21 protein-coding genes are annotated in these 24,818 nt (G+C 70.6%); 9 read left to right on the top strand and 12 right to left on the bottom strand.

From position 1 onward, the window contains the following. The first annotated feature begins 9 nt into the window (after nt 1-9). The 5 genes from nuoL (at nt 10) to msrA (ending at nt 7,334) form a co-directional block, all read left to right on the top strand. Entirely contained in the window at nt 10-1,926 is a 1,917-nt protein-coding gene (gene nuoL, locus ACGFIS_RS16460) for an NADH-quinone oxidoreductase subunit L (protein ID WP_392905672.1), read from the top strand. Further along, nucleotides 1,923-3,539 (top strand): NADH-quinone oxidoreductase subunit M, encoded by a 1,617-nt coding sequence (locus ACGFIS_RS16455; protein ID WP_392971472.1) that lies wholly within the window; start codon nt 1,923-1,925, stop codon nt 3,537-3,539. The genes nuoL and ACGFIS_RS16455 overlap by 4 nt, the downstream gene beginning before the upstream one ends. Next, nucleotides 3,536-5,131, top strand: coding sequence for an NADH-quinone oxidoreductase subunit NuoN (gene nuoN, locus ACGFIS_RS16450; RefSeq protein WP_392971469.1), 1,596 nt, complete (start codon nt 3,536-3,538; stop codon nt 5,129-5,131). Before ACGFIS_RS16455 ends, nuoN begins: the two co-directional genes overlap by 4 nt. Before the next feature lie 133 nt (nt 5,132-5,264). Continuing rightward, complete coding sequence (locus ACGFIS_RS16445; RefSeq protein ID WP_392905984.1) at nt 5,265-6,182, top strand: polyprenyl synthetase family protein; 918 nt, start codon at nt 5,265-5,267, stop codon at nt 6,180-6,182. Nucleotides 6,183-6,677: 495 nt separating this feature from the next. Next, a complete protein-coding gene (msrA, locus tag ACGFIS_RS16440) occupies nt 6,678-7,334 on the top strand; it encodes a peptide-methionine (S)-S-oxide reductase MsrA (RefSeq protein ID WP_392905664.1) in 657 nt (218 codons plus the stop codon). Nucleotides 7,335-7,523: 189 nt separating this feature from the next. Here msrA and ACGFIS_RS16435 read toward each other — a convergent pair whose 3' ends face one another. From ACGFIS_RS16435 to ACGFIS_RS16425, 3 genes are all read right to left on the bottom strand, one after another. Beyond that, nucleotides 7,524-7,958: a hypothetical protein gene (locus tag ACGFIS_RS16435; RefSeq protein WP_392971466.1), complete on the bottom strand. Its 435-nt coding sequence runs from the start codon at nt 7,956-7,958 to the stop codon at nt 7,524-7,526. Beyond that, nucleotides 7,955-8,299 (bottom strand): hypothetical protein, encoded by a 345-nt coding sequence (locus ACGFIS_RS16430; protein ID WP_392905659.1) that lies wholly within the window; start codon nt 8,297-8,299, stop codon nt 7,955-7,957. Before ACGFIS_RS16430 ends, ACGFIS_RS16435 begins: the two co-directional genes overlap by 4 nt. Nucleotides 8,300-8,381: 82 nt before the next feature. Beyond that, complete coding sequence (locus ACGFIS_RS16425; protein ID WP_392905656.1) at nt 8,382-8,786, bottom strand: nuclear transport factor 2 family protein; 405 nt, start codon at nt 8,784-8,786, stop codon at nt 8,382-8,384. 50 nt (nt 8,787-8,836) lie between these two features. Here ACGFIS_RS16425 and ACGFIS_RS16420 point away from each other — a divergent pair, with 50 nt between their 5' ends. Next, nucleotides 8,837-9,319, top strand: a complete 483-nt coding sequence (locus ACGFIS_RS16420) for a MarR family winged helix-turn-helix transcriptional regulator (protein WP_392905654.1) — start codon at nt 8,837-8,839, stop codon at nt 9,317-9,319. Here ACGFIS_RS16420 and ACGFIS_RS16415 read toward each other — a convergent pair. Beyond that, nucleotides 9,312-9,524: a dihydrofolate reductase family protein gene (locus tag ACGFIS_RS16415; protein ID WP_392905983.1), complete on the bottom strand. Its 213-nt coding sequence runs from the start codon at nt 9,522-9,524 to the stop codon at nt 9,312-9,314. The two genes, ACGFIS_RS16420 and ACGFIS_RS16415, sit on opposite strands and share 8 nt — an antisense overlap. Nucleotides 9,525-9,742: 218 nt before the next feature. Between ACGFIS_RS16415 and ACGFIS_RS16410 the strand changes: the two genes are divergently transcribed. Both ACGFIS_RS16410 and ACGFIS_RS16405 read left to right on the top strand, forming a co-directional pair. Then, on the top strand, nt 9,743-10,540 hold the full coding sequence (locus ACGFIS_RS16410; RefSeq protein ID WP_392905981.1) for a LuxR C-terminal-related transcriptional regulator: 798 nt from the start codon (nt 9,743-9,745) through the stop codon (nt 10,538-10,540). Between the two features lie 78 nt (nt 10,541-10,618). Further along, nucleotides 10,619-11,002 carry a thioesterase family protein gene (locus ACGFIS_RS16405; protein WP_392905652.1) on the top strand — a complete coding sequence of 128 codons (384 nt, stop codon included), beginning with the start codon at nt 10,619-10,621 and terminating at the stop codon, nt 11,000-11,002. 331 nt (nt 11,003-11,333) lie between these two features. Here ACGFIS_RS16405 and ACGFIS_RS16400 read toward each other — a convergent pair whose 3' ends face one another. The 3 genes from ACGFIS_RS16400 to ACGFIS_RS16390 are packed head-to-tail and all read right to left on the bottom strand — an operon-like array spanning nt 11,334 to nt 15,333. Next, complete coding sequence (locus ACGFIS_RS16400; RefSeq protein WP_392905650.1) at nt 11,334-12,164, bottom strand: ABC transporter permease; 831 nt, start codon at nt 12,162-12,164, stop codon at nt 11,334-11,336. Next, nucleotides 12,161-14,641, bottom strand: a complete 2,481-nt coding sequence (locus ACGFIS_RS16395; RefSeq protein ID WP_392905648.1) for an alpha/beta fold hydrolase — start codon at nt 14,639-14,641, stop codon at nt 12,161-12,163. Before ACGFIS_RS16395 ends, ACGFIS_RS16400 begins: the two co-directional genes overlap by 4 nt. 53 nt (nt 14,642-14,694) lie before the next feature. Next, entirely contained in the window at nt 14,695-15,333 is a 639-nt protein-coding gene (locus tag ACGFIS_RS16390) for a TetR/AcrR family transcriptional regulator (RefSeq protein ID WP_392905646.1), read from the bottom strand. 132 nt (nt 15,334-15,465) lie between these two features. Between ACGFIS_RS16390 and ACGFIS_RS16385 the strand changes: the two genes are divergently transcribed. After that, entirely contained in the window at nt 15,466-17,214 is a 1,749-nt protein-coding gene (locus tag ACGFIS_RS16385; RefSeq protein WP_392905644.1) for an MDR family MFS transporter, read from the top strand. Nucleotides 17,215-17,218: 4 nt separating this feature from the next. Here ACGFIS_RS16385 and ACGFIS_RS16380 read toward each other — a convergent pair whose 3' ends face one another. From ACGFIS_RS16380 to ACGFIS_RS16360, 5 genes are all read right to left on the bottom strand, one after another. Continuing rightward, nucleotides 17,219-18,199: a hypothetical protein gene (locus ACGFIS_RS16380; RefSeq protein WP_392905642.1), complete on the bottom strand. Its 981-nt coding sequence runs from the start codon at nt 18,197-18,199 to the stop codon at nt 17,219-17,221. Nucleotides 18,200-18,414: 215 nt separating this feature from the next. Then, entirely contained in the window at nt 18,415-19,488 is a 1,074-nt protein-coding gene (locus tag ACGFIS_RS16375) for a 2-oxoacid:ferredoxin oxidoreductase subunit beta (protein WP_392905980.1), read from the bottom strand. Between the two features lie 40 nt (nt 19,489-19,528). After that, a complete protein-coding gene (locus tag ACGFIS_RS16370) occupies nt 19,529-21,370 on the bottom strand; it encodes a 2-oxoacid:acceptor oxidoreductase subunit alpha (protein WP_392905640.1) in 1,842 nt (613 codons plus the stop codon). Nucleotides 21,371-21,891: 521 nt separating this feature from the next. Further along, entirely contained in the window at nt 21,892-23,142 is a 1,251-nt protein-coding gene (locus ACGFIS_RS16365; RefSeq protein WP_392971463.1) for a hypothetical protein, read from the bottom strand. Nucleotides 23,143-23,702: 560 nt separating this feature from the next. Continuing rightward, nucleotides 23,703-24,761 (bottom strand): hypothetical protein, encoded by a 1,059-nt coding sequence (locus ACGFIS_RS16360; RefSeq protein ID WP_392971460.1) that lies wholly within the window; start codon nt 24,759-24,761, stop codon nt 23,703-23,705. Nucleotides 24,762-24,818: the final 57 nt, after the last annotated feature.

The following is a 24,818-nucleotide window of genomic DNA, read 5'->3' as shown; positions in this document are numbered from 1 at the left end:
GAGGCTGGGATGAAAGCGGAAGGCATCCAGGCCGCGTCCTGGCTCCTCATCGCGCTCCCGCTCGCGGGCGCCGCGATCCTCCTGATCGGGGGGAGGCGCACCGACAAGTGGGGGCACCTGCTCGGCGTCGCGATGTCGGTCGCGTCGTTCGCGCTCGGCGTCGCGATGTTCGTCCAGATGCTCGGATACGGCGCCGAGGAGCGGCGCCGCAGCCGGCACCTGTGGGACTTCATCGACGTCGGCGCGTTCAAGGTCGGCATGGACCTGCTGGTGGACCCGTTGTCCATCAGCTTCGTGCTGCTGATCACCGGGGTGGGCTCGCTCATCCACATCTACTCCGTCGGCTACATGGCCGACGATCCCGAGCGGCGCAAGTTCTTCGCCTACCTGAACCTGTTCGTCGCGGCGATGCTGCTGCTGGTGCTCGGTGACAACTTCCTGATCATGTTCCTCGGCTGGGAGGGCGTGGGCCTCGCCTCCTACCTGCTGATCGGGTTCTGGCAGCACAAGCCGACCGCCGCGACCGCGGCGAAGAAGGCGTTCGTCGTCAACCGCGTCGGCGACATGGGGCTGATCATCGCGATCGCGCTGATCTTCGCCACCTTCGGCACCATCGACTACCAGCCGATCCTCGGCACGGGCGCCGAGCATGTCGGCATGGCGTCCCAGCTGAGCACCGGGACCGCCACCGCGATCGGGCTGCTGCTCCTCGTCGGCGCGTGCGGCAAGTCGGCGCAGCTGCCGCTGCAGTCCTGGCTGCTGGACGCGATGGAGGGCCCGACCCCCGTGTCGGCGCTCATCCACGCGGCGACGATGGTGACCGCCGGCGTGTACCTGATCGTCCGGGCGGGGCCGATCTTCGAGATGTCCGACACCGCGCAGCTGGTGGTGACGATCGTCGGTGCGGCCACGCTGCTCTTCGGTGCGATCATCGGGTGCGCCAAGGACGACATCAAGAAGGCTCTCGCCGGTTCGACGATGTCGCAGATCGGCTACATGACGCTCGCGGCGGGGCTCGGCAAGGCCGGCTACGTCTTCGCCATCGCGCACCTCATCGCGCACGGCTTCTTCAAGGCCGGCCTGTTCCTCGGCGCCGGGTCCGTCATGCACGGCATGAAGAACGACGTGAACATGCGCCACTACGGCGCGCTCCGTTCCATGATGGTCGTCACCTACGCCACGTTCGGGCTCGGCTACCTCGCGATCATCGGGTTCCCCGGGCTGTCCGGCTGGTTCACCAAGGACGGCATCATCGAGGCGGCGTTCAACGAGGGCGGCACGCACGGAAACATCCTCGGCGCGTGCGCGCTGCTCGGCGCCGGCATCACCGCGTACTACATGTCGCGCGTGATGTTCATGACGTTCTTCGGCGAGAAGCGCTGGGCGGACGACGCCCACCCGCACGAGTCGCCCAAGGTCATGACGGTGCCGCTGATCCTGCTGGCGGGCGGCTCGGTCGCCGCGGGCGGGTTCCTCATCCTCGGCGGGTTCGGCCACTTCCTGGAGCCGGTCGTCGGGGCGCCCGAGCACGAGCACGAGTTCGCCTGGATCACCGCACCCGGCATCGCGACCGTCGTGCTGATGGTCATCGGGGCGGCGATCGCCTGGCGGCAGTACGGCAGCCGGAAGGTGCCGCGTGAGGCGCCCAAGGGCTCGTTCGTCACCGTCGCGGCCCGCAAGGACCTCTACGGCGACGCGCTCAACGAGTCGCTGCTGATGCGTCCCGGCCAGTGGCTGACCCGGCTCGCGGTCTGGTTCGACGGACGCGGCGTCGACGGCGCCGTGAACGGCACGGCCGCCGGCATCGGCGGCACCTCCGGCCGGCTCCGGCGCGTCCAGACCGGCTTCGCCCGTTCCTACGCACTCTCAATGACCTTCGGCGCTGCGCTCGTGGTGGCCGCGCTCCTGGTGGTGAACGTTTCATGAGCGACTTTCCCTGGCTGAGCGTCCTCATCGCGCTGCCACTGGCGGGCGCGGTGCTGCTCACCGTCATCCCGCGTGAGCGGGAGACGCTGGTCAAGCAGTTCGCGCTCGGCGTCTCCCTCGTCGTCGCGGTCCTCACCGGGATCATGGCCGCGGGCTTCGACGCGGGCGGGCCGCGCTTCCAGTTCGAAGAGAAGTACTGGTGGATCAGGGAGTTCGGGATCCACTGGGCGCTCGGCGTCGACGGAATCGCGCTGACGCTGATCCTGCTGTCGGTCATCCTCGTCCCGCTGGTCATCCTGGGCTCGTGGGGCGAGGCCGACCGGTCCGGCGGCGTGGACGTCCCGGTCCGGGGCGAGGCGGGGCCCGGCCACGCGGAGGGACCACAGCGGTCGGTGAAGGCCTACTTCGCGCTGCTGCTGTCCCTCGAAGCGACGATGATCGGTGTCTTCGCGGCGACCGACGTGTTCGTCTTCTACGTCTTCTTCGAGGCGCTGCTCATCCCGATGTACTTCATCATCGGGTACTACGGCGGCGCGCAGCGCTCCTACGCCGCGGTGAAGTTCCTGCTGTACTCGCTGCTCGGCGGGCTGCTGATGCTCGTCGCGGTCATCTGGCTGTACCCGCTGTCGGCCAGGCCCGTCGCCGAGGGCGGCGTCGGGCACGGCACGTTCATGTTCGACGAGCTGTCGAAGCTGAACATCGACCCGACGACGGCGAAGTGGCTGTTCCTCGGCTTCTTCATCGCGTTCGCGATCAAGGCGCCGATGGCGCCGGTGCACACCTGGCTGCCGGACGCGGCGCAGCAGTCCCCGGCGCCCGCGCTGGTCCTGCTCGTCGGCGTCCTGGACAAGGTCGGCACGTACGGGATGCTCCGGTTCTGCCTGGAGCTGTTCCCCGGCGCGGCCAGGTGGGCGACTCCCGTCGTGATCGTGTTCGCGGTCGTCAGCATCATCTACGGCGCGATCCTCGCGATCGGGCAGGTCGACATGAAGCGGCTGATCGCCTACACGTCGATCTCCCACTTCGGGTTCATCGTGCTCGGCATCTTCGCGATGACGTCGCAGGCCCAGTCGGGCGCGGCGCTGTACATGGTGAACCACGGGTTCTCCACCGGCGCGCTGTTCCTCGTCGTCGGGTTCATGATCGTCCGGCGGCGGTCGGCGCGGATCTCCGACTACGGCGGCATGCAGAAGGTGGCGCCCGTCCTGGCCGGGACGTTCCTCATCGCCGGACTGTCGAGCCTGTCGCTGCCCGGCCTGTCGCCGTTCGTGTCGGAGTTCCTCGTCATCGTCGGCACGTTCAGCCGCTACCAGTGGGCCGCGATCGCCTCCGTCATCGCGATCGTGCTCGCCGCCGTCTACATCCTGTGGATGTACCAGCGGACCATGGGCGGCCCCGCCGTGCCCGCCGTCGCGGGCCTGAAGGACCTGTCCGCCCGGGAGAAGTGGGTCATCGCCCCCATCCTCGCGATCATCGTGGCGATGGGCTTCTTCCCGCAGCCGGTGCTGGACGTGATCAACCCGTCGGTGAAGGAGACCATGGCCCGGGTCGACAAGCAGGACCCCGCGCCGGACATCACCGGTAACGTCGCCGAGAACGGAGCCCGTCCATGAGCACCAGCAGTCAGGTGAGCGCGGTCCTCGCGCAGGGGGGTGACATCCCCGCGCCGCACATCGAATACGGGCAGATCGCCCCGATGCTGCTGGTCTTCGGCGCCGCGATCATCGGCGTGCTCGTCGAGGCGTTCGTCGGCCGGCGCCGGCGCTGGACCACGCAGGTGCCGATCGCGTTCCTCGGCCTCGCCGCCGCCTTCGCCTGGACGATCGTGCTGGGGTGGCGCGAGAACCCGCACCACGTCGCCGCCGAAGGCGCGATCGGCGTGGACGGCCCCACCCTGTTCCTGCAGGGCACCATCCTGGTGCTGGCGCTGGTCAGCCTCCTGCTGATCGCCGAGCGCGGCGGCGCCCGGGCGGGCGCCGTCGAGGGGCACTTCGCCGCGCAGGCGTCCGCCCTGCCGGGCAGCGAGGCCGAGCAGCGCACCACCGAGGCGGGCGCCGTCCAGTCCGAGGTGTTTCCGCTGATGATGTTCGCCGTCGGCGGCATGGTCATGTTCCCGGCCGCGAACGACCTGCTCACGATGTTCGTGGCACTGGAGGTGCTGTCGCTGCCGCTGTACCTGCTGTGCGGGCTCGCCCGCCGGCGGCGCCTCCTGTCCCAGGAGGCCGCGGTCAAGTACTTCCTGCTCGGCGCGTTCTCCTCGGCGTTCTTCCTGTACGGGGTGGCGCTGCTGTACGGGTACGCGGGGTCGGTGCGGCTGTCGGACATCTCCGCACAGATCGGCAAGGACGCCGGCAACGAGACCCTGCTCCTCGCGGGCGTCGCGCTGCTGTCGGTCGGGCTGCTGTTCAAGCTCGGCGGCGTCCCGTTCCACATGTGGAAGCCCGACGTCTACCAGGGCGCCCCCACCCCGATCACGGCGCTGATGGCGTCCTGCACCGTCGTCGCCGCGTTCGGCGCGATCGTCCGCGTCTACTACGTCGCGTTCGAGACCCTCGAATGGGACTGGCAGCCCTTCATGTGGGGTGTGGCCATTCTCACGATGGTCGCCGGGTCGATCATCGCGATCACGCAGACCGACATTAAGCGGATGCTGGCCTACTCGTCGGTCGCGCACGCGGGCTTCCTGCTCCTCGGCGTGATCGCCGCGTCCCCGAACGGCCTGTCGAGCACCCTGTTCTACCTGCTCGCCTACGGCTTCGCCTCCGTCGGCGCGTTCGCCGTCGTCACGATGGTGCGGGACGCGGGCGGCGAGGCGGGCCACCTGTCGCGGTGGGCGGGGCTCGGCAAACGCTCTCCGGTCGTCGCCGGTGTGTTCGCCTTCTTCCTGCTGGCGTTCGCCGGCATCCCCCTCACCAGCGGATTCACCGGGAAGTTCGCGGTGTTCAAGGCGGCCGTCGAGGAGGGTGCGACACCGCTGGTCGTCGTCGCCGTCATCGCCTCCGCCGTCGCCGCGTTCTTCTACATCCGCGTGATCGTCGTCATGTTCTTCAGCGACCCCGACCCCGACGGGCCGGTCGTGGTGGCCGGGCCGGCGACCGCGGTCGCTGTCGCGGTAGGCGTGACGGCTACTGTTGTACTCGGCGTGCTCCCACAACCCATTCTGGACCTTGCGGGACAAGCCACGACCGACATGTTCGTCCGGTAGGGAGTCCTGGGTGAGCCACCCATTCGCTGAGAAGTCCGGCGGGCCGGCCGTAGAGGAGACCGGCCCGTTCGGGCTTCCCGTCGACGCCGCCCTCGCGGCCGACGCCAGGGGCCGCCTGGCCACCGTTGAGGAAATGCTCATGGACTGCGTCCGCGGCGAGGACGCGCTGCTCACCGAGGCCTCACAGCACCTCGTCGAAGCGGGCGGCAAGCGGTTCCGGCCGATGCTGGTGCTGCTCGCCTCCCACTTCGGCGACCCCGCCGCGCCCGGCGTCGTGCCCGCCGCCGTCGTCGTCGAACTCACCCACCTCGGCACCCTGTACCACGACGACGTCATGGACGAGGCGACCGTCCGCCGCGGCCAGGAGTCCGCCAACTCCCGCTGGACGAACACCGTCGCCATCCTCACCGGCGACTACCTGTTCGCCCGCGCGTCCGACCTGCTCGCCGACCTCGGACCCGAATCCGTCCGCGTTCAGGCCCGCGCGTTCGCCCGGCTCGTCCGCGGCCAGATCCAGGAGACCGTCGGCCCCGGCCCCGACGCCGACCCCCTCAAGCACTACCTCCAGGTCGCCGCCGACAAGACCGCGTCCCTCATCGCCGTCTCCGGCCATTTCGGCGCCCTGCTGTCCGGGGCCCCCTCGCACGCCGTCCACACCGTCACGTCGGCCTGCGAGAAGATCGGTATCGCGTTCCAGCTGTCCGACGACATCCTCGACATCGCGTCCGAGACGGAGGAGTCCGGCAAGACCCCCGGCACCGACCTCCGCGAAGGCATCCGCACCCTCCCGATGCACCACGTCCTCGCCGGCATCGGCTCCGGCCCGGACGACGCCCGCCTCCGCGAACTCCTCGTCCAGGACCTCTCCGACGACGCCCTCCACGCCGAGGCCCTCACCCTCCTGCGCGCCCACCCCGCCATGGACCGCGCCCGCGCCGACCTGCGCCGCTGGGCCGACGACGCCCGCACCGAACTCCTCACCCTCCCCGCCATCCCCGCCCGGGACGCCTTCACCGGCCTCTGCGACTACGTCGTCTCGCGTACCGGTTAGAGGCTCGTCGAGCGGCCGGTCGTGCCCGGACGCATCATCTGTCGCGCCGTTGGGTCGGCAGGAGGTCCGGCCAGACGAGCCGCCCCGCCACGCGCATCTCACCGATCACTGTCCGTGACCCGCACCGCGCCACGACCGGGTACGTGTCCGGCACGGCATCGCGCCGCACGGTGGCGGCGCCGCCCACGGCCCGCCCGGTGAACGCCTCGGACGTCGCCGGTCCCGGCGCGGCACACCCGGGAACGGAAACCTCCACCGTCTCCCCGGGCCGCGCCATTCCCGGCACGACCGTCACCTGATCGTGCCCCGGCCCGTTCCCGGCCCCCGGGGCCACCAACCCCACCGCGATGAGTGCCGTACCCGACATGGTGACGCTGACCAGACGCAACGAGGCTCCTCGACTCCGGCGAACAACGACCGGCACTGTAGCCCGTCCAGGCGGTCCCGGGCACAAGATCCAGCCGACCGGTGGCCGCCGCGAGCTAACCTGAGGACATGTTCGGCTTTGCGAAGACCCAGATGGTCTCTCCGGAGAAGGCACTCCCCGGCAGGGACGAACCCATCCCGGTGCCGCCGCGCCACGAGGTTCTCGACGCGCCCTTGGCTCCGCCCTACCCGGACGGCGCCGAGATCGCCGAATTCGCCCTCGGGTGCTTCTGGGGCGCCGAGCGCATGTTCTGGCAGGCCCCCGGCGTCATCTCCACCGCCTCCGGCTACGAGGGCGGCTACACCCCGAACCCCACCTACGAAGAAGTCTGCAGCGGCCAGACCGGCCACACCGAAACCGTCCGAGTCGTCTACGACCCGACCAAGGTCTCCTATGAAGACCTCCTCCGCACCTTCTGGGAGTCCCACGACCCCACCCAGGGCATGCGCCAGGGCAACGACATCGGCACCCAGTACCGCTCGGCCATCTTCCACAGGACCGACCTCCAGCAGAAGGCCGCCGAAGCCTCCCGCGACGCCTACCAGCAGGTCCTCACCAAGGCCGGCCACGGCCCCATAACCACTGAGATAAGCAAGGCCACCGACTTCTACTACGCCGAGCACTACCACCAGCAGTACCTCTCGGACAATAAAAACCCCGGAGGATATTGCGGCATCGGCGGAACGGGCGTGTCCTGCCCGGTCGGCGTTGCGCCCGCTGAGTGACCTTGCGCGGGGCGCGTCACGGCTCTGGTCCGCGCGGCCCAGGACAACGACTTCCGTGTGGTGATCAGTGCACTCACACCGATCGAAGCCCAGGACGTCCGGACCAAGCCGGACAGGCTTCGCTGGTACCTGTCCAGGCTCCGCATCGATCCGGTCGGTGTCGCCACGACCGAGTAGATGAAGCAGTGTTCAGACTCGGAGCCAGTCCACCGGTGAGGGGCGGTTCGCGCTGGCGTCCTTGCAGAGTGCGGGAATGTGGGAGCCGTCACTGGAAACGACCTTCGAGGGACCGGTGGCGCTGGCAGCGGTGGCCACCACCAAGGCGTCCACGACGCAGTCGTGGCCGGAGAGGCCGGTGGAGTTCAGCAGGGCGGCAGCCGCGTCCGCGAGTTCCTCGGTGACAGGAACGATGGTGAGCCTGGAACGCAACCATGCGAGCCGTCTTCCTGCCTGTCCGTCGCGACGCTGCTCGGCGATGGTGACGGCACTGATGACGGGCACGAATTCCTCCCGCACCGCCAGCTCCAGGCGTGCCGTCATGCGGCGGTCATCGTCGGCGAGGAGCGACAGGCCCTGCGCGTCCAACACGAATGCCGGACCGATCAGGGCAGCCGGCCTGGTCACTCGCCCCGCCATGCGGCCTCTGCCTCCGCCAGTTCCTCCTGTGTGAACTCTCCGTGGCGGGTGACGTGATCGTCCACGATCTCCTGAGCCTGGAGGAGGGCCAAGTGGCGCTCGGCTGCGGCATTCAAGAACTCGGAGAAACCGCGTGCTCCCGTGCGGGCCTCGATCTCTTCTACGACGGACTCGCGCAGCGTGACCGACTTCTTCACGGTCTTGCCATGGCTTTCGCCTGCACCCGCCCCCAACACCCGCTGCTCCGTCCCCGAGGAAGCAGGCGGACGACGTCTCCGCTTGCGCGGCTTGCCCTGGGGGGTGATCGCGCCGTCACGAGTATCGGCCATGATCTGACAGTACTACCAAGAGTAGGATAGTTGGATGGGGTGAAGGCACTCTGTGTCGTCGTCGTGGAGTTCGGGCCTGGGGTCAGGTGGGGTTCAGGGGGTCGTAGCAGTCGTAGTTGCGTTGGGTGAAAATCTTTCCGTCGCGGAATTCGAGGAAGGTCGCGATGTGGGCCCGCAGGGTGTGGCCTGCGGGGACGTCGCCCAGCTGGACCGCGGTCGTGCCGGTCCAGAGCACTTCCAGGGCGACCTGGTCGCCCATGGCCAGGGCGTTGAGCACCTCGAAGTTCTGCGCGCTCAGGCCCTTGCGGCCCGCTTCGGCCGCGGCGCGCAGGCCCGCCAGGTCGCGGACGTTGCCGTCGGGAAAGAGTGCGTTGGGCAGTTCGTGGTGGGTGGCGTCGGGGTGGAAGAACGCTGCGAGTTCCTCGCCGGTGGCAAAGCCGGAGACGGCGCGGTGGTAGTGGATCGCGGTGTCGATGTTGCGATGCATGTCTACAACCGTAGTTGTACAACCTTGGTTGTCAATGGTCGAATGGTCTCGTGGCATCCTCACTCGACCCGCGGTCGCTGGACACCGGAACGCTCGCCCTCTTCGCCGGCCAGGCCGCCGCGGCACTGGTGCAGGATCAGCTGGCCGACCAGGGCTTCGGTGATCTGCGGTTCTCGCACGGTTACGTCTTCCAGCACCTGATCGACGGTGAGCCCACGGTCGGTGAACTGGCCGCGCGACTCGCGATGACCCAGCAAGGTGCCTCGAAGGTCGTGGCGGAGCTCGAAAGGCTCGGTTACTGCGAGCGCACGCCCGATGCGAGCGATGCCCGGATACGGCGGGTTCGGCTGACCGTTCGGGGCCGGGACGCGGTGGACGCGGCGCGGGGTGCGCGCACAGCTCTGGATCGGCGGCTCGCCGAGCGTTTCGGCGAGAAGCGTCTGGCCGAGCATCGGGATCTGCTGGTCCGGCTCCTGGACGAGCTTGGGGGAACGCCCGCGGTGGAGCGCCGGGCCGTGCCGCCGCCTAGGTAGCGGTTGCCGGTTTGTGGATTCGGTAGCGCAGGTGCTGTACTCCTGGAGCGTCCATGGCACGGAGCAGTTCCAGTTCGATGTGGTCGGGCGGCATGTTGTCGAACAGGCGGCGGCCCTGGCCGAGCAGGACGGGCATCAGCTGCAGTTCCATCTCGTCCAGCAGGCCCGCGCGGAGGCACTCCTGGGCGGTCGCGGCGCCGTGCAGCAGGATGTCGCGGCCGTCGGCGGCCTCCTTGGCCTGCGCGACGCAGGATTCGATGCCGCCGGTGACGTAGCGCGCGTGTCCCGGCGCCGGGGGTCCGGCTCGCCTGGGCCGACCGTCCGGCGGCGAGCCTGAGCGACGTCACCGCGGGTGATCTCGACCTCAGCCTGCGCCAGCGGGAGATCCGCCGCCCCGGCGGCTTCTCCGACGAGTTGCGCGCGGTGCTCGGGGACGGCAGGTCGACATGGGGGCTGCTGACCGTGTTCCGGGAGGCGAAGCGCCCGTACTTCTCGCCGGCCGAGGTCGGGTTCGTCGCGTCGCTGGCCGGACTGATCGCCGACGGGGTGCGGCGGGGCCTCCTGCTCGACGGCGCACGGGACGGGGACGGTGACGTCGGCCTGCTCGTCCTCGACGCCGACGACGGCGTCAGCATGTCCAACCGGGCGGCGGACCGCCGGCTGGACGAGCTGGGCAGCGGTGACAGGGCCGGCGCCCGGCTGCCGCTGGTCGTGCCCGCCATCGCCCGCCAGACCCGCGCCCTTGCCGGTTCGGCGCCCGGTCCAGTGTCGGCCGGTGTCCGACCGGCCAGGGCCAGAGTGCGGACCCGGGTCGGTCACTGGCTGATCGTGCGGGGCTCGATGCTGGGGGACGGGCCGGAGGCGCCGGTCGCGGTCATGCTCGAAGCGGCCCGCCCTGCCGAAATGGCGCCTCTGATGGTCGACGCCTACGGATTCACCGACCGAGAGCGGCGAGTGACGGAGCTGGTGGCACAGGGCCTTTCCACCAGGCAGATCGCGGCCCGGCTGCACGTGTCGTCGTACACGGTGCAGGACCACCTGAAGTCGATCTTCGCGAAGTCGGGCACCGGTTCACGCGGCGACCTGGTCGCCCGGCTGTTCTTCGATCACTGCGCCGACTCCCTGACATCCGGGGCCGCGGCGCGGGCCACGGCGCCCTCGGGAGACCGCCTCTCCGAACGGCCGCTCGACGTGGCCGACGCCGATCAGCACGAACGCTGACGTGTACGCCGAAATGGTCCCGACCCCGGTCGCCGCGCCCCGCGATGCTCGCAACGACGGGCTGAGGAGGATGGGCGTATGGAACTGAAGAAGGGGTTGCGGGCCAAGACGTCCGTGGTGGTCGAGGAGGCGGACACGGCCGTCCGGCTCGGGAGCGGTGACGTTCCGGTGCTGGGTACGCCGCGGCTGCTGGCGCTGGCGGAGGCCGCGACGGCCAAGGCGGTCGAGGCCTGCCTGGACGAGGCCATGACCTCGGTCGGGACGCGGGTCGAGCTGGAGCATCGGGCGGCCAGTCCCGTCGGCGTGCGCGTGACGGTCGAGGCCGAGCTCACGGATGTCGACGGCGCGCGGCTCGTGTTCGCGTTCAGCGCCGCCGACGAGCGGGGCACGGTGGTGGGTGACGGCCGCGTCGAGCGGGTCGTCGTGGACCGGGAGAGGTTTCTCGCGCGGCTGGGCCGGTGAAACGCCGTCAGTACGGCAGGAGGCGGCCGGACGGCGTCCGCAGGTCGGGCGGGCTCGGTTGACGTGGGGGTTTGGGACGCTTGATGAGCTGCTGCCGTGCCATGGTGATCATCTCCCCCCATCGGGCGGGGCTTAACCCGTCGATCGAGCCGATGTCGCGTTGTACCTCCTACGACGTACCCGTAGCGTGCGAGGTTCGATGAGCTTATGCGACGGACACTGCCGGTTCGACCGATTTCAAGAAAGCGACTGTCGCGATATGTGTCCGAATGGATACTTTCTGCAATGACCGAGAGTGGTCGCAAGTTGCGGGCCCGGGGGCCGGGAGTACCTAGGAGACGATGTCGCGGGTGCGGAAGCGGCGGAATGCGATGGCGAACAAGACGACGGCGTAGGAGATGGAGAGGGCCGCGCCCTTGGCCATGCCCGTCCATTGGATCTCGGGTTGGAGGGCGTCCATCCAGGAGTACATCCAGTGCGTCGGGAGGAACTCGCGCCAGGTGCCGAGCGCGGTGACGGCGTCCAGGATGTTGCTCACGATGACGAGGCCGACGGCGCCGCCGACCGCACCGAGCGGCGAGTCGGTGGTGACGGACAGCAGGAAGGCCAGGGACGCGACGACGAGCTGGGAGACGAGGGCGTACCCGACGATGATCGCCATCCGGCTGAGCGCGGTGCCGGCCGGGACGGTTCCGCCGGTCGGGAGTTCGACGCCGCCCCAGCCGAACCCGGCCGTCCCCGCGATCAGCGACATCAGCGGCAGGCTGACGACGGCGAGGACCGCGTAGGAGAGCGCGACGACGAGCTTCTGCCGCAGGAGACGGGCGCGCGGTACCGGCGCGGCCAGCAGGTAGCGCAGCGACGACCAGCCCGCCTCGCTCGCGACGGTGTCGCCGCAGAACAGCGCCACGGCGACGACCAGCAGGAAACCCGTCGAGACGAACAGGGTGAAGAGGGCGAAGTTGAGGGCGCTGGACGTGGCGACGTCGACCAGGCTGGGCGCGCCGTCCGGTTCCGGGTCGCCGCCGAGCTTGAACGCGGCCACCAGCACCCACGGGAGGACGAGCAGGATCCCGAACGCGACCAGGGTGCGGCGCCGCCGGAACTGGCGGACGGCCTCCACCCGCAGCGGAAGGGTCCGGCGGACGTTGTAGGCGGTCATGAACGCTCCCCGATGATCTCCAGGAAGGCGTCCTCCAGGCGACGGCCGGAGGACCCGACGATGTCGGCGACGGGACCGGCGGCGACGCGGCGGCCACCGGCCATGACGACCGCGTGCGTGCAGGTCTGCTCGACCTCGGCGAGCAGGTGGCTGGAGACGATGACCGTCCGCCCGGCGGCGGCGTACCGGACGAGCACCTCCCGCATCTCGCGGATCTGCGGCGGGTCGAGGCCGTTGGTCGGTTCGTCCAGGACGAGGAGGTCGGGCAGCCCGAGCATGGCCTGGGCGATTGCGAGGCGCTGCCGCATCCCCTGCGAATACGTGCGGACGGCACGGTCGAGGGCGGACCCCAAGTCGGCTATTTGCAGCGCCTCGTCCAGGTGGGCTTCGTCCAGGGGGCGGCCTGTGGCGCGCCAGTAGAGGTCCAGGTTGTCGCGGCCGGAGAGGTGGGGCAGGAAACCGGGCCCTTCGACGAAGGAGCCGAGCCGGGCCAGGACGGCCGCACCGGGATGGACGTGATGACCGAAGATGCGGATCTCGCCTGCATCGGGATGGATCAACCCCATGAGCATGCGCAGCGTCGTTGTCTTCCCAGCACCGTTCGGGCCGAGCAGCCCCAGCACCTGGCCCTTCTCCACCCGGAACGACAGGTCGGCGACGGCCAGGTGGCCGTTCTTGTACGCCTTCGTAAGGCCCGTTATCTCCAGCGGGACGTCGCCGTCCTTGTCGGGGTCGTGCCGGCGGCGTCCGGGCACGGCGATGAGCAGGGCGAGAACGAGGGCCGCCGCCGGCAGCGCCCAGACCCACGCCGGTACGGGCGTCGGCGCGGTCGTCAGCGAGGGGACGGCCGGGACGGTCAGCGGCGACACCGCCCGCACCTTGTACGACGCCGGCGCGGCCGGGGTGGCGAAGCCCATGTCGGTGGTCGCGATGACGAGGCGGATCCGGTGGCCGCGGTCGAAGCGGTGGTCCATCGCGGGGAGCGTGACAGTGACCTCGCCGTCGCCGCCGGACACCCGGAAAGGTGCGGCCAGCCGCCGCGCGAGCGTCGCCGTCCCGCCGGGCGCGACGTCGTAGAGCTTCGCGAACAGCGGCCCGTCCCCGTCCACCTTGAGCCGGACGGTGGCCGCGCCCGTCAGCTGGACGGGACGCTCCAGCGGACGCGTGTCGAACGTCGCGGACTGACCGGGCATTTCGGCCGGCAGCCCGCCCCCGAGAGCGCTGAGAGAACCCGCCGAACCCAGCGAATCGAGTGAGCCGAGCCCGGGCAGCGCGGAGATCGACGCGGGGGACCCGCCGGCCGGATGGTGGATCGTCTGCTGCTCGCCGCTCAGCGGCAGATCCACGGGGCTGCCGGAGAGACCCGGATATGTACGGGTCGTCGCCTCCTCGATGACGACCTCCTGGGTGGACGAGTCGAGCCCGCCCGCCCGCGTCACCGTGAAACCGTCCGGCGACGGCGCGGCGGAGCGTTCGAGCCGCGCGTCGAAGAAGCCGAGGACCAGGTCCTCGATCCGCTCGGTCTCGGGGGCGCCGCCGTCATGGCCGCCCTGGAACCAGACCACCGACACCGGCGCGCCGTTCGCGGCGATCGCGCGGGCGTTGGCGTCGGCGTGGCCGAGCGGGAACAGCGAGTCGGACTGCCCCTGGACGAGCAGTGCCGGCACCTTGATCCGGTCGGCGACCGAGGCCGGGCTCGACCGCCGCAGCGTTTCGATCGCCGAGTCGGTGGGACGGCCCTTCTCCGCGACCTCCTGGTACATCTCGCACAGGGACGGCAGGAAACGGCCGCATGCCGTACGGCCCGCGCTGCCGGTGAAGAACAGGCCCGCCCACAGCTTCTTGAAGACGCCGTCCGAGGGCCCGGCTCCGGTCGCGTCCGGGAACAGCGCGTCCGGAAGGCTGTGCCACGTGATCATCGGCGCGATGGCGTCGACCCGCGCGTCGTGGGCGGCGGTCAGCAGCGCGATCGCGCCGCCGTACGACTGGCCCGCCATGCCGACGCGCGGGTCGCCGGGCCCGTCGAGCCGGACCTCCGGGCGCCGCGCCAGCCAGTCGATGAGCTGCCGGGTGTCCTTGACCTCATAGTCGGGGGAGTTGAGCGCGATCTCCCCGGTGGAGCCGCCGAATCCGCGTGCCGACCACGCCAGCACCGCGTATCCGGCGCGGGCGAGGCCGCGGGCCTCGTCCGCCACGTCCCGCTTGCTGCCGCCGAAGCCGTGCCCCAGCATGACCGCGGGGGCCTGGGCGCGGCCGACCGGCTTGTAGAACGTGGCGTCGATGGTGACGCGCTGGTCGTCGCCGGGGCCGTCGACCACGGCGATGCGCTGGTCGACGGTGTGGACGGGGGCCTCGCCGCCCGCCGTGAAGCCCCAGCCGGCGCCTCCGCCGGCGAGCACGATCGCCGCTCCGGCCGCGGTCCAGCGCGTGACCCGTCCCGTCCTGCCCCACCGCGCCCGGAGCGCCCCCAGCCTCATGGTCAGAACCCTATGTGCGCGGCGTCCCCGGGCCGGACGTCCGGCCGGGCGGGTCAGGAGGCGGGGAGCGGGGCGAGGGCGGCGGTGAACATGGCCGTCAGCCGGTCGGTGAGTTCGGCCGGGTCGGCGGCGCGCAGGTCGTTGAGGCCGAGCAGGCGCCGGACGGGCCCGCCGCCCATGATGATCGTGGACGCGAGCAGCGCGCGGGCGCGGGCGTCGGGCCCGTCGAGCTGGGCGACGATCGGCTCGACGATCACGTCCTCCAGGTAGTGGAGGAGGATCTCCTTGACCTCGGGCTGGCCGGCCGAGCGGTCCAGCATCCGCGACATCGCGGTGACGGGGCCCTGGTCGAGCAGCCGGACGAAGTGCTCGGCGAGCCGGCGGGGCAGGCCGGCGGGATCGCCCGCGATGACTCCGCGGATCACCGACTCGCCGGTCAGGACCTCCGCGAACAGCGCCGCCTTGGAGCCGAAGTACCGGTTGACCAGGGCCGTGTTCGCCTCGGCCCGCGCCGCGATCATGCGGACGGTGACGCCGTCGTAGCCGTGCTCGCCGAACAGGTCGCGGGCGGCGTTCAGGATGCGGCGCCGGGTCGCCTCACGGTCGCGCTTCGGCCGCCGCGCGGCGCCCTCGCCCCCGCCGCTGCCGGCGGACGGCGTGGTGCGTCCGGTCTCCTGCTCGACCTGCGTCATCACTCCCGCCCCCTTCGCGCTTCGGCCGCCTCACTCGCCGGCCGCCTCACTCGCCGGCCGCCTCATCCGCCGGCCGCCGTCAGTGCCAGAATCTACCGAGGTTGCATGTAAACAAGCGTCTACATAACATACATGCACAGCACAGGTAATCAACTCGGTGGTCCGTCGGGCCGCCGGCATGGGGGCAGGGTGGCTCAGGCGAGCGTGGCGTCGCACGGTGCGGCGGCGGAACCGGCGAGACCGCACTACACGCACCGTCAGATCTTGAAGATCCTCTCCGGTCTGATGATGGCGATGCTGACCTCGATGCTCTCCACCTCGGTCATCGCCACCGCGCTGCCGACGATCGTCGGCGACCTCGGCGGCCAGGACCAGCTGTCCTGGGTGGCCAGTGCCGCGCTGCTGACCATGACGGCTTCGACCCCGCTGTGGGGCAAGCTGTCGGACATCGCCGGGCGCAAGCTGATGTTCCAGACCGCCCTGCTGATCTTCGTCATCGCCTCGGTGTGCGCCGGGCTGTCGCAGAACGTCGGCCAGCTCATCGCCGCCCGCGCCGTCCAGGGCCTCGGCGTCGGAGGGCTGTCCTCGCTCGCCCAGGTCATCCTCGGGGACGTCGTCGAGCCGCGGCAGCGCGGACGCTACGCCGGCTACATGGGCGCCGTCTTCGGCGTCTCCACCGTGGCCGGGCCGCTGCTCGGCGGGTTCATCGTGGACGCGGACGCCCTCGGCTGGCGCTGGTGCTTCTACGTGTGCGTCCCGCTCGCGGTCGTCGCCTTCCTGGTCATCCAGCGGGTCCTGAAAATGCCGAGGGTGCGCCGCGACACCCGCGTCGACGTGTTCGGCGCGTTCACCATCACCGGCAGCGCCGCCACACTGATGCTGCTGCTGTCCCTGGGCGGGACGGAGTTCGCGTGGAACTCCGCATGGACCTACATCCTGGCCGGGGCCACCGTCGTGCTGGTCGTGCTGGCGATCGTCGCCGAGCGCGGCGCCCGCGACCCGATCCTGCCGCCCCGGCTGTTCCGCAACCGCATGTTCGTGCTGACGTCGTTCGTCTCCGTCTGCATCGGCATGGCGATGTTCGGCGTGATGATCTACATGCCGCAGTATCTGCAGATCGTCAAGGGGATGAGCCCCACGGCGTCCGGCCTGATGACGCTGCCGCTGGTCATCGGCATGCTCGTCACCTCGACCGGATCCGGGCAGGTCGTCACCCGGACGGGCCGCTACAAGATCTTCCCGGTGCTCGGGCTGGCCTGCGTCGCCATCGGGATGTTCCTGCTGTCGCGGCTGCACACCGACTCCCCGACGGTGCTCATCGGCGTGGACCTCGCCGTCCTCGGCATCGGGATGGGCCTGACGCTGCAGATCCTGATCCTGGCCGCGCAGAACGCCGCCGCGTCCGCCGACCTGGCCTCGACGACGTCGGGTGTCTCGTTCTTCCGCAACCTCGGCGGCGCCATGGGCGTGGCCGCGTTCGGCGCGATCCTCACCAACCGGGTGGCGAGCGAGATCGCCTCCGGCCTCCGCGCGGCGGGCGTCCGCGGGACGCCCGGCGGCGGTGAACTCGGGTCGCCGGACGAGATCCAGCGGCTCCCCGAGCCGGTCAAGGGCATCGTGCAGGACGCGTTCTCCAACGCGCTCGAGACCGTCTTCCTGGTCGGCATCCCGGTGGCGCTGCTCGGATTCGCCGCGGTCCTCGCGCTGAAGGAACTGCCGCTGCGCGGATCGGCGAACCGCGGCAAGGCGGCACGCGCCGGCACCGGCGGCCACGGAAACGCCGGCGGCACCGACACCCGCGGCACCGACACCCGCGGTACCGGAAACACCGGCGGCCCGGGGGAGAACCCGGTGAAGGACGTCGCCGTCGGGCCGCTGTGAGCGGTCAGCGGCCCTTCAGTTCCCGGACGAGCCTGGTCGCCGAGGTGCGGTCGGGCGGGCCGGTCACGACGACCTTCCCATCCAGGATCGCCATGTCGACGCGGGGAAGCGTGACGATGCGGTTCTTCACGACGAAGGCCAGGTCGCGGCCGACCGTCGCCCGCGTCAGTTCGGCGAACGCGTCCCGGTCGACCGGCCGCAGTGTGACCGCCACGTCATAGCCGCCCGGCTTCACCCGCGACTTCTGGACGCGCAGGTCGGCGACCTTGTGGATGGCGATCCCCTGGGCCATCCGGTAGCAGGCCGGGCCCGACCCGGTCTGTCCCGTGATGCCCTGCGTTCCCGTCGGGCACTGCCCGGGCGTCGTCTGCGTGACGGGATAGATGTGCAGGGGCGAGGCGAGCGTCACCGGCTGCGTCCGCATGGACGACGCGATCATCGCGCCGGTCACCGCCACCGCGGCGATCAGCAGCCCCAGTGTGAGCACCATGACCAGCATCGACGAACGGTGCTGGTCGGCGGCCCTGCCCGCGGGACTCACGTCCCGGTACGGCACGCCCCGCCGCCGCGCGGCGCGGCTCCGCTTCACCTCCGCCGCCATGCGCTGCCGCTCGGCCGCCCGCGCCCGCCGGCGTTGCGCGGCCTCCGAGCCCGCGACCGCCGGCAGCACCGCCGTGGTCGCCTCGGGCCCGCGCGACGTCCCGTCCCGGAAGCCCTCCTGCCCGAGCGCCTTCGCCGGATCGGCGCCGCGTTCCCCGTCCGGGTCCGGCTCCCCCTCCTCGGCGGCCGGAGGCGGCTGTTCGGAGAGGGGCGGTTCGAGGGTGGGCGGGGGCCGTTTCAGCCCGGTATCGGGGGTGGACGGGGACGCCGGGGGCTCTGGGGTCTGCGGGGCCTCGGAGGCGCCGGACGGGTCGCGGGGTGAGTCGGTGCGCGCGGGGTCCTCATCCTGCCGACGACTCTTGCTGCGGCGCGAAATGACCCGCATCGTCACCCTCCCGGCTCCATGATCTACTCAGCAGTCTTTCAGCATGAGACGCGGTACCGCACCGTGTCCCGGCCGAATTCGGCCTAGGGATCTCCCCGGGTGCTCACCATGTGATGAACCGTGCCCCGTTCCCCGGGTTTCAAAGTTCGCCGGGTTTCGATGCGCGAAAAAGCCCGGCCCCGGACGAACCGGGACCGGGCCTGCGGGGACGTGCGTCAGTCGATGCGCCAGGTGTCGCCGCTGCCGAGCAGCGCCGCCAGATCCCCCTTGCCCTGGGATTCGACGGCCTCGTCGAGCTGGGCCCGCATCAGCTCGTCGTAGGACGGCCGGTCGACGTCGCGGAAGATGCCGATCGGGGTGTGCTCGAACGCCGGCTGGTCCAGCCGCGACAGCGCGAACGCCTGTGACGGGTCCGGGTGGTGCGCGTCGTGCACGGCGATCTCCGAAACGCCCACGTCCGCGACGTTCACGACCTCGAACGACCCGGCCGCGTTGCGGCGCAGACCCTTGGAGCGGTCCGCGCCGAACACGATCGGCTCTCCGTGCTCCAGCCGGACGGTGACGTCGTCGCGGACCGACGCGTCCTTCAGCGGCTCGAACGCGTTGTCGTTGAAGATGTTGCAGTTCTGGTAGATCTCGACGAGCGCGGTGCCGCGGTGCTGCGCCGCCGCCCGCAGCACCGACTGCAGGTGCTTGCGGTCGGAGTCGATCGTCCGGGCGACGAACGTCCCCTCCGCGCCGATCGCCAGCGACAGCGGGTTGAACGGCGCGTCCAGCGACCCCATCGGCGTCGACTTGGTGATCTTGCCGAGTTCGGACGTCGGCGAGTACTGGCCCTTGGTCAGCCCGTAGATCCGGTTGTTGAACAGCAGGATCTTCAGGTTGACGTTGCGGCGCAGCGCGTGGATCAGGTGGTTGCCGCCGATGGACAGCGCGTCGCCGTCCCCGGTCACCACCCACACCGACAGGTCCGGGCGGGACGTGGCGAGGCCCGTCGCGATCGCCGGCGCACGACCGTGGATCGAGTGGAACCCGTAGGTGTTCAAGTAGTACGGGAACCGCGACGAGCACCCGATGCCGGAGATGAACGTGATGTTCTCCCGGCGCAGCCCGAGCTCCGGCAGGAAGGACTGGACGGCCGCGAGGATCGCGTAGTCACCGCACCCGGGGCACCAGCGCACCTCCTGGTCGGTCTTGAAGTCCTTCATCGTCTGCTTCTCGTCCGTCTTCGGGACGAGGGAGAGCAGCGACCGGCCGTTCCCGTTGGACGCGCCGCCGTTGCCGTTCACGGCGCCGTTCCCGTTGGCGCCGTTCCCGACGGCTCCGTTGTCACTCACTGTCGATCACATCCTGGATGACGCCCTGGAGCTCCTCGGCCTTGAAGGGCAGACCGCGGACCTGGTTGTAGCCGATCACGTCGATGAGCAGCCGGCCGCGCAGCAGCAGCGCGAGCTGGCCGAGGTTGATCTCCGGGACGATGACCTTGTCGTAGGAGCGCAGGACCTCCGGCAGGTTCGCCGGGAACGGGTTGAGATGCCGCAGATGCGCCTGCGCGATCTGCTTGCCCTCCGCGCGGACGAGGCGGACGGCGGCGGAGATCGCGCCGTAGGTGCCGCCCCAGCCCAGCACGAGCACCCGGGCGCTGCCGGACGGGTCGTCCACCGCCAGCGGCTCGATGTCGTTCGCGATCCCGTCGACCTTGGCCTGCCGGAGCCGGGTCATCTTGTCGTGGTTGGCCGGGTCGTAGGAGATGTTGCCGGAGCCGTCGGCCTTCTCCAGACCGCCGATCCGGTGCTCCAGACCCGGCGTCCCCGGGACCGCCCACGGGCGGGCGAGGGTGTCCGCGTCACGTGCGAACGGCTGGAAGTCGTCCTGCGACGGGGCCGCGAAGTTCGGTTCGATCACCGGCAGCGCCGACACGTCCGGCAGCCGCCACGGTTCGGAGCCGTTGGCGAGGTAGCCGTCCGACAGCAGGATCACCGGCGTGCGGTACTTCACCGCGATCCGGGCCGCCTCGATCGCCGCGTCGAAGCAGTCCGACGGGGACTGCGGCGCGACGATCGGGACGGGCGCCTCGCCGTTGCGGCCGTGCATGGCCTGCAGCAGGTCGGCCTGCTCGGTCTTGGTCGGCAGGCCGGTCGAGGGACCGGCCCGCTGCACGTCGATGACCAGCAGCGGAAGCTCGGTCGCGACACCCAGCCCGATCGTCTCGCTCTTCAGCGCGATGCCCGGACCGGACGTCGTGGTGACGCCGAGGGATCCGCCGAACGAGGCGCCGAGCGCCGCGCCGACCGCGGCGATCTCGTCCTCGGCCTGGAACGTGCGGACGCCGAACTTCTTGTGCTTGGAGATCTCGTGCAGGATGTCGGACGCCGGGGTGATCGGGTACGAGCCGAGGAAGATCGGCAGCCCGCTCTGCACGCCCGCGGCGACCAGCCCGTAGGCCAGCGCGAGGTTCCCGGTGATGTTGCGGTAGAGGCCCGGCTCGTGCTCGGCCGGCTTGATCTCGTACTGCGTCGAGAACGCCTCGGTCGTCTCGCCGTAGCTCCAGCCCGCCTGGAACGCCGCGATGTTCGCCTTCATGATCTCGGGCTTGGAGGCGAACTTGCGTTCCAGGAAGGAGACCGTCCCCTCGGTGGGACGGTGGTACAGCCACGACAGGAGCCCGAGCGCGAACATGTTCTTCGCGCGTTCGGCGTCCTTCTTGGAGATGTCGAAGTCGGCGAGCGCCGTCACCGTCATCGAGGTGAGCTGCAGCGCGTGCACCCGGAACTCGGCGAGCGAGTCGTCCTCGACGGGGTTCGTCTCGTAGCCGACCTTGGCGAGGTTGCGCTTGGAGAACTCGTCGGTGTTGACGATGAGGTCCGCCCCGCGGGGGAGATCCCCGAGGTTGGCCTTGAGGGCGGCGGGATTCATCGCGACCAGGACGTTGGGCGCGTCGCCCGGGGTGAGGATGTCGTGGTCGGCGAAGTGCAACTGGAAACTGGACACGCCGGGGAGGGTCCCGGCGGGGGCGCGGATTTCGGCCGGGAAGTTCGGCAGCGTCGACAAGTCGTTGCCGAACGCCGCCGTCTCCTGGGTGAAGCGGTCGCCGGTCAACTGCATGCCGTCGCCGGAGTCGCCGGCGAAACGGATGATGACGCGGTCGAGCTGCTGGACCTGTTTGGTCACAGAGGAAGACCTCCTCGACGCGCAGCACCCGTCCTGGGGGAGGCACCCAGGATCGTGATGCTACTTAGGCTTACCTTCATGGTATGTCCGGGGTGGGATGGTGTTCTCGGGGACGGGTCGAGACCGACCGGAACGCGGACAGGGAACACCCGGCGCCGTCCGGTCTTCGGTGGCCGCAGGTCATGGGAGGCATGGACCGCGGCCGCCACTCCGCCCGTCATGTGACGTCCCGCTTCCAGGGAGGTCGCGAACCCCGTAACACAAGACGTATCACCTCGGTGCGGAGTTCACGCGGCTCTCCCAAATTCGGGCAGGTCCTATCCGGGGGTACGACCTGGACGGGTTCCCGAGTTCATCCCGAACACAGGCTGCTGCGCTGCCGGCACAGGTCGACGTGCAACCGCCTGACCAGCCGCGCGGGATTCGTCGAGGAGCCGCGGCTCCCCACCGGCGTGGAGTTCACAGCTCGAAGTGTAGACATCCCGAATAGCGTTCGGGGCCACCGCCCCTCGTCATGCGTGTCAGGGCCGCTCCGGCGACTGCGAAGTGGCGACCTCCGGCTGTCCCGACCGGTGAACCGACGGTTCCCCCGATTCGGACGGCCCCGGTGTGGACGGCCCCGGCGTCGACGGTGCTCGTTTCACCACGGCCTTGCGCTCCCGGTCGACCCGGGCGAGCAGCTTGCCGATGTCGTCGGCGTCCACCGCCTCCCCGACCACGTGCGCCGTCGCCTCGTACGGATAGGAGCCGGGGTTGTCGAGGGCGTTGCGCATCCAGCTGCGCCACCGCTTGCTCGTGACGGTGCAGCGCAGCACCAGCGCACGATCGGCCGGCACCGCATCCGACGCCGTGCACGAGCCGAGCGGCTCGCCCCGGGAGGTGATCGAGGCCCGCAGCGCCGCACGCGCGCCGTCCGGCACCCCGTCCGCCGGGGAGGTCAGCGTCGCGGGCACGCTCACGGTGCAGCCCGTGGTGTTCTTGTCGCAGTTGCTGAACGTCAGCGTCCCGGGCCGGAAACCCAGCCCCGGGTCGGCGGCGCCGCCGAGCTTGGCGACCCGGGGCCGCAGCTCCTTGAAGAGCGCAACCGGCGCCGCGACCGGCGTGGCCGTGAACCGCGGCGCGTTCTGCCCGGTGCCGCGCACCGACAGCAGCCGGTGCGGAGCCGCGGCCGCCACCAGATACACCGCCTTCGGCGTCTCGACCTTGAACGCGGGGACGCCGTTCACCTTCTCCTCGGGCGGTTCCGCCGGGGCCTCGGCGAGCATCCGTGCGATGGACTCCGGGCCGAGGACGTCCGGCACGTCGAAGCCGGGCATGGACGCGGGCGCCTTGGACCAGTGGCCCGCGTAGTACTCCAGGTGCGTGATCTCCCCGGCGTGGTCGCGCCAGAACTCCGGCCCCGCCTTGAGATAGGTGTCACCGCCGACCGCGATGACGTCCGCCTTCAGCAGGCCCGCCGTCAGCGTGCCGGTCGCCAGACCCGACGGGGTGACCCGCAGATGCGCCTGGACGGGCGTGCCGCCGACGGTCATGGTCCCGTCGTACCGCAGTCCCGTCCCGGACGTGAGCTGCCGCCCGGCCTCGATCGTCCACGCCGGCGGTGCGGCGGCCACGGTCGGCTTGGTCCGCTTCTCGGGCGTCCCGTTGTCACCGGTGAACGCGACGGCCGCCATGGCGCCCACGGCCACCACGACCGCCGCGGCCCCACCCGCGACCAGGACCAGCCGCCACTTACCCGGCGCTCCCTGCCGCCCGCCCCTCCCCGGAGCCACGACCCCGCCCGGAGCCGCAGGACCGCCTGACGGCACGGACCCGCCCACGGCCGGGCGACCACCCGGAGCCCCGGACCCGCCCGGTGCCGAGAAACCACCGGGAGCCGCGGGGCCGTTCGGGGGGAACGGGTCGGCGGGAGGGCGTGGGAGTGGCGAACCGGTGGGTGGAACGGTCTCGCCCGCGACCCGGACGTCCGGCCGGACCGGCCTGGCGGGGGCGGGCGTGCGGTCCGGAAGGGCAGGCGCCGCCGGGTCTTCCGGCGGGGGTTGGGAGGAGGCCGTCGGTGACGGCTCGTCCTGTTCAGCGCTCACTCGGGGCTCACTCTGCTCACTTCGGGGGCCGGGTTCGGCCCGACCGTCAGGGACAAAGCAAGGGAACTGTGATGCCCTCCAGGGGATGCCGACGGGGCTGCAGACCATGTGGGGGGTGGCCGCCGGGCCCTGAGGGGCGTCCCCACAGAGCATAAAGGTGCCCGGCGGCGCTTCCCCCATGATCGGGGGAGCGCCGCCGGGCACCCGGTGGCGGCCGGATCAGCGCGCGGGGCGCCTCACCTGCGGCCTCACTCGCTTTCGAGCCCGTTCTGCAGCGCCTGGACCTCTTCTTCCGTGGCGCCGATCACCTTGTAGTCGGCGTGCTTGTAGAACGTGCCGCCGGTGTCGTCGGCCCATCGCGTCCACGCGCTGCTGGTGACCCGGCAGCTCGCCCACTGCGGGGTCGAGCCGGTGATCGTGATGGTGGCCGTGCAGTTGCCGAGGTCCCTGCCGCTCAGCGAGCCGGCGGTGAGCCGGAACCGCACGTCGATCGTGACGGGCTTCTCCACGTCGTACGGCGGGCGGATCTTGGCCTCGACCGTGCAGCCGGAGTCGCTGTTGCAGCCGCCCTTCTTCCACTCGCTGACCCGCGGCTGGGCGGAGGCGTTGAAGGACTCCTTCAGCTCGCCCATGCTCGTGCGCATGTCCGAGATGATGGACGACGACGAGCTCTGCGGCTTGACGTTCACGCGGACGCGCGGGGTGGTCGACTCGTAGCGCAGCAGTTCCGCGTCGTCCTCGTCGGTGATGTAGATCGTGGAGGAGAAGGTGCTGAACTTCAGTGCCTTCTTGCCCTGCCAGGTGGTCTCGAGGGGCTTGACGCTCGACGTGCGCGCCGAGCGCACCTTGCTCGCCAGCGCCGACGGGGTCAGGTACCGCTTGAAGTCGATGTTGAGCTCGTCGTGGTCAAGCCGGCCCCACTGCTCGCCGCTCTTGAGGAAGAACGGGTCGTCGCCCGAGATCTCCCGCTCCCAGTAGGACTTGTCGGCCTTCACGAACAGCTTGCCGTCGGCCGAGAGCATGGTGACCCGGGAGCCGTTCCAGGTGACGGGCCCGGTCGCGCGCCCGCCCTTCGTGACGTTCAGCTCACCCTGCAGAGACCCGGCGCCGCCGAAGGTGCCGTCCAGCTCGACCGCGTCCGACGAGGAAAGGTCGGCGGCCGCGGCCGTCAGCTTCTCGTCCGGCGACTTGCCGCCGCCGACGGTCACCGCGAAGACGACCACGCCGATGATCAGCAGGACGACGAGGCCGCCGCCGAGAATCGCCGCGATCACCGCGCCGCCGCCGCCGCGCTTCGGCGGGGGCATGCCGGGACCCATGGGGGCGCCGGGCGGCGGCGGGAAGAAGGGGGGAGGCGTTCCGGG

Origin of the sequence: Spirillospora sp. NPDC048824 (assembly GCF_043198455.1) — a bacterium.
Taxonomy (GTDB): domain Bacteria; phylum Actinomycetota; class Actinomycetes; order Streptosporangiales; family Streptosporangiaceae; genus Spirillospora.
The sequence above is the reverse complement of the archived record's forward strand: the minus strand, read 5'-3'. Positions and strand labels throughout refer to the sequence as shown.

Bases quoted from the DNA above. Each gene is read 5' to 3' on its own strand.
- msrA (WP_392905664.1), top strand. From the start codon at position 6,678: ATGTTCGGCTTTGCGAAGACCCAGATGGTCTCTCCGGAGAAGGCACTC.
- ACGFIS_RS16425 (WP_392905656.1), bottom strand. From the start codon at position 8,786: ATGCATCGCAACATCGACACCGCGATCCACTACCACCGCGCCGTCTCC.
- ACGFIS_RS16360 (WP_392971460.1), bottom strand. From the start codon at position 24,761: ATGCCCCCGCCGAAGCGCGGCGGCGGCGGCGCGGTGATCGCGGCGATT.
- ACGFIS_RS16445 (WP_392905984.1), top strand. From the start codon at position 5,265: ATGCTCATGGACTGCGTCCGCGGCGAGGACGCGCTGCTCACCGAGGCC.
- ACGFIS_RS16400 (WP_392905650.1), bottom strand. From the start codon at position 12,164: ATGACCGCCTACAACGTCCGCCGGACCCTTCCGCTGCGGGTGGAGGCC.
- ACGFIS_RS16405 (WP_392905652.1), top strand. From the start codon at position 10,619: ATGGAACTGAAGAAGGGGTTGCGGGCCAAGACGTCCGTGGTGGTCGAG.
- ACGFIS_RS16430 (WP_392905659.1), bottom strand. From the start codon at position 8,299: ATGGCCGATACTCGTGACGGCGCGATCACCCCCCAGGGCAAGCCGCGC.
- ACGFIS_RS16380 (WP_392905642.1), bottom strand. From the start codon at position 18,199: ATGCGGGTCATTTCGCGCCGCAGCAAGAGTCGTCGGCAGGATGAGGAC.
- nuoL (WP_392905672.1), top strand. From the start codon at position 10: ATGAAAGCGGAAGGCATCCAGGCCGCGTCCTGGCTCCTCATCGCGCTC.
- ACGFIS_RS16395 (WP_392905648.1), bottom strand. From the start codon at position 14,641: ATGAGGCTGGGGGCGCTCCGGGCGCGGTGGGGCAGGACGGGACGGGTC.
- ACGFIS_RS16385 (WP_392905644.1), top strand. From the start codon at position 15,466: ATGCACAGCACAGGTAATCAACTCGGTGGTCCGTCGGGCCGCCGGCAT.
- ACGFIS_RS16390 (WP_392905646.1), bottom strand. From the start codon at position 15,333: ATGACGCAGGTCGAGCAGGAGACCGGACGCACCACGCCGTCCGCCGGC.
- ACGFIS_RS16455 (WP_392971472.1), top strand. From the start codon at position 1,923: ATGAGCGACTTTCCCTGGCTGAGCGTCCTCATCGCGCTGCCACTGGCG.
- nuoN (WP_392971469.1), top strand. From the start codon at position 3,536: ATGAGCACCAGCAGTCAGGTGAGCGCGGTCCTCGCGCAGGGGGGTGAC.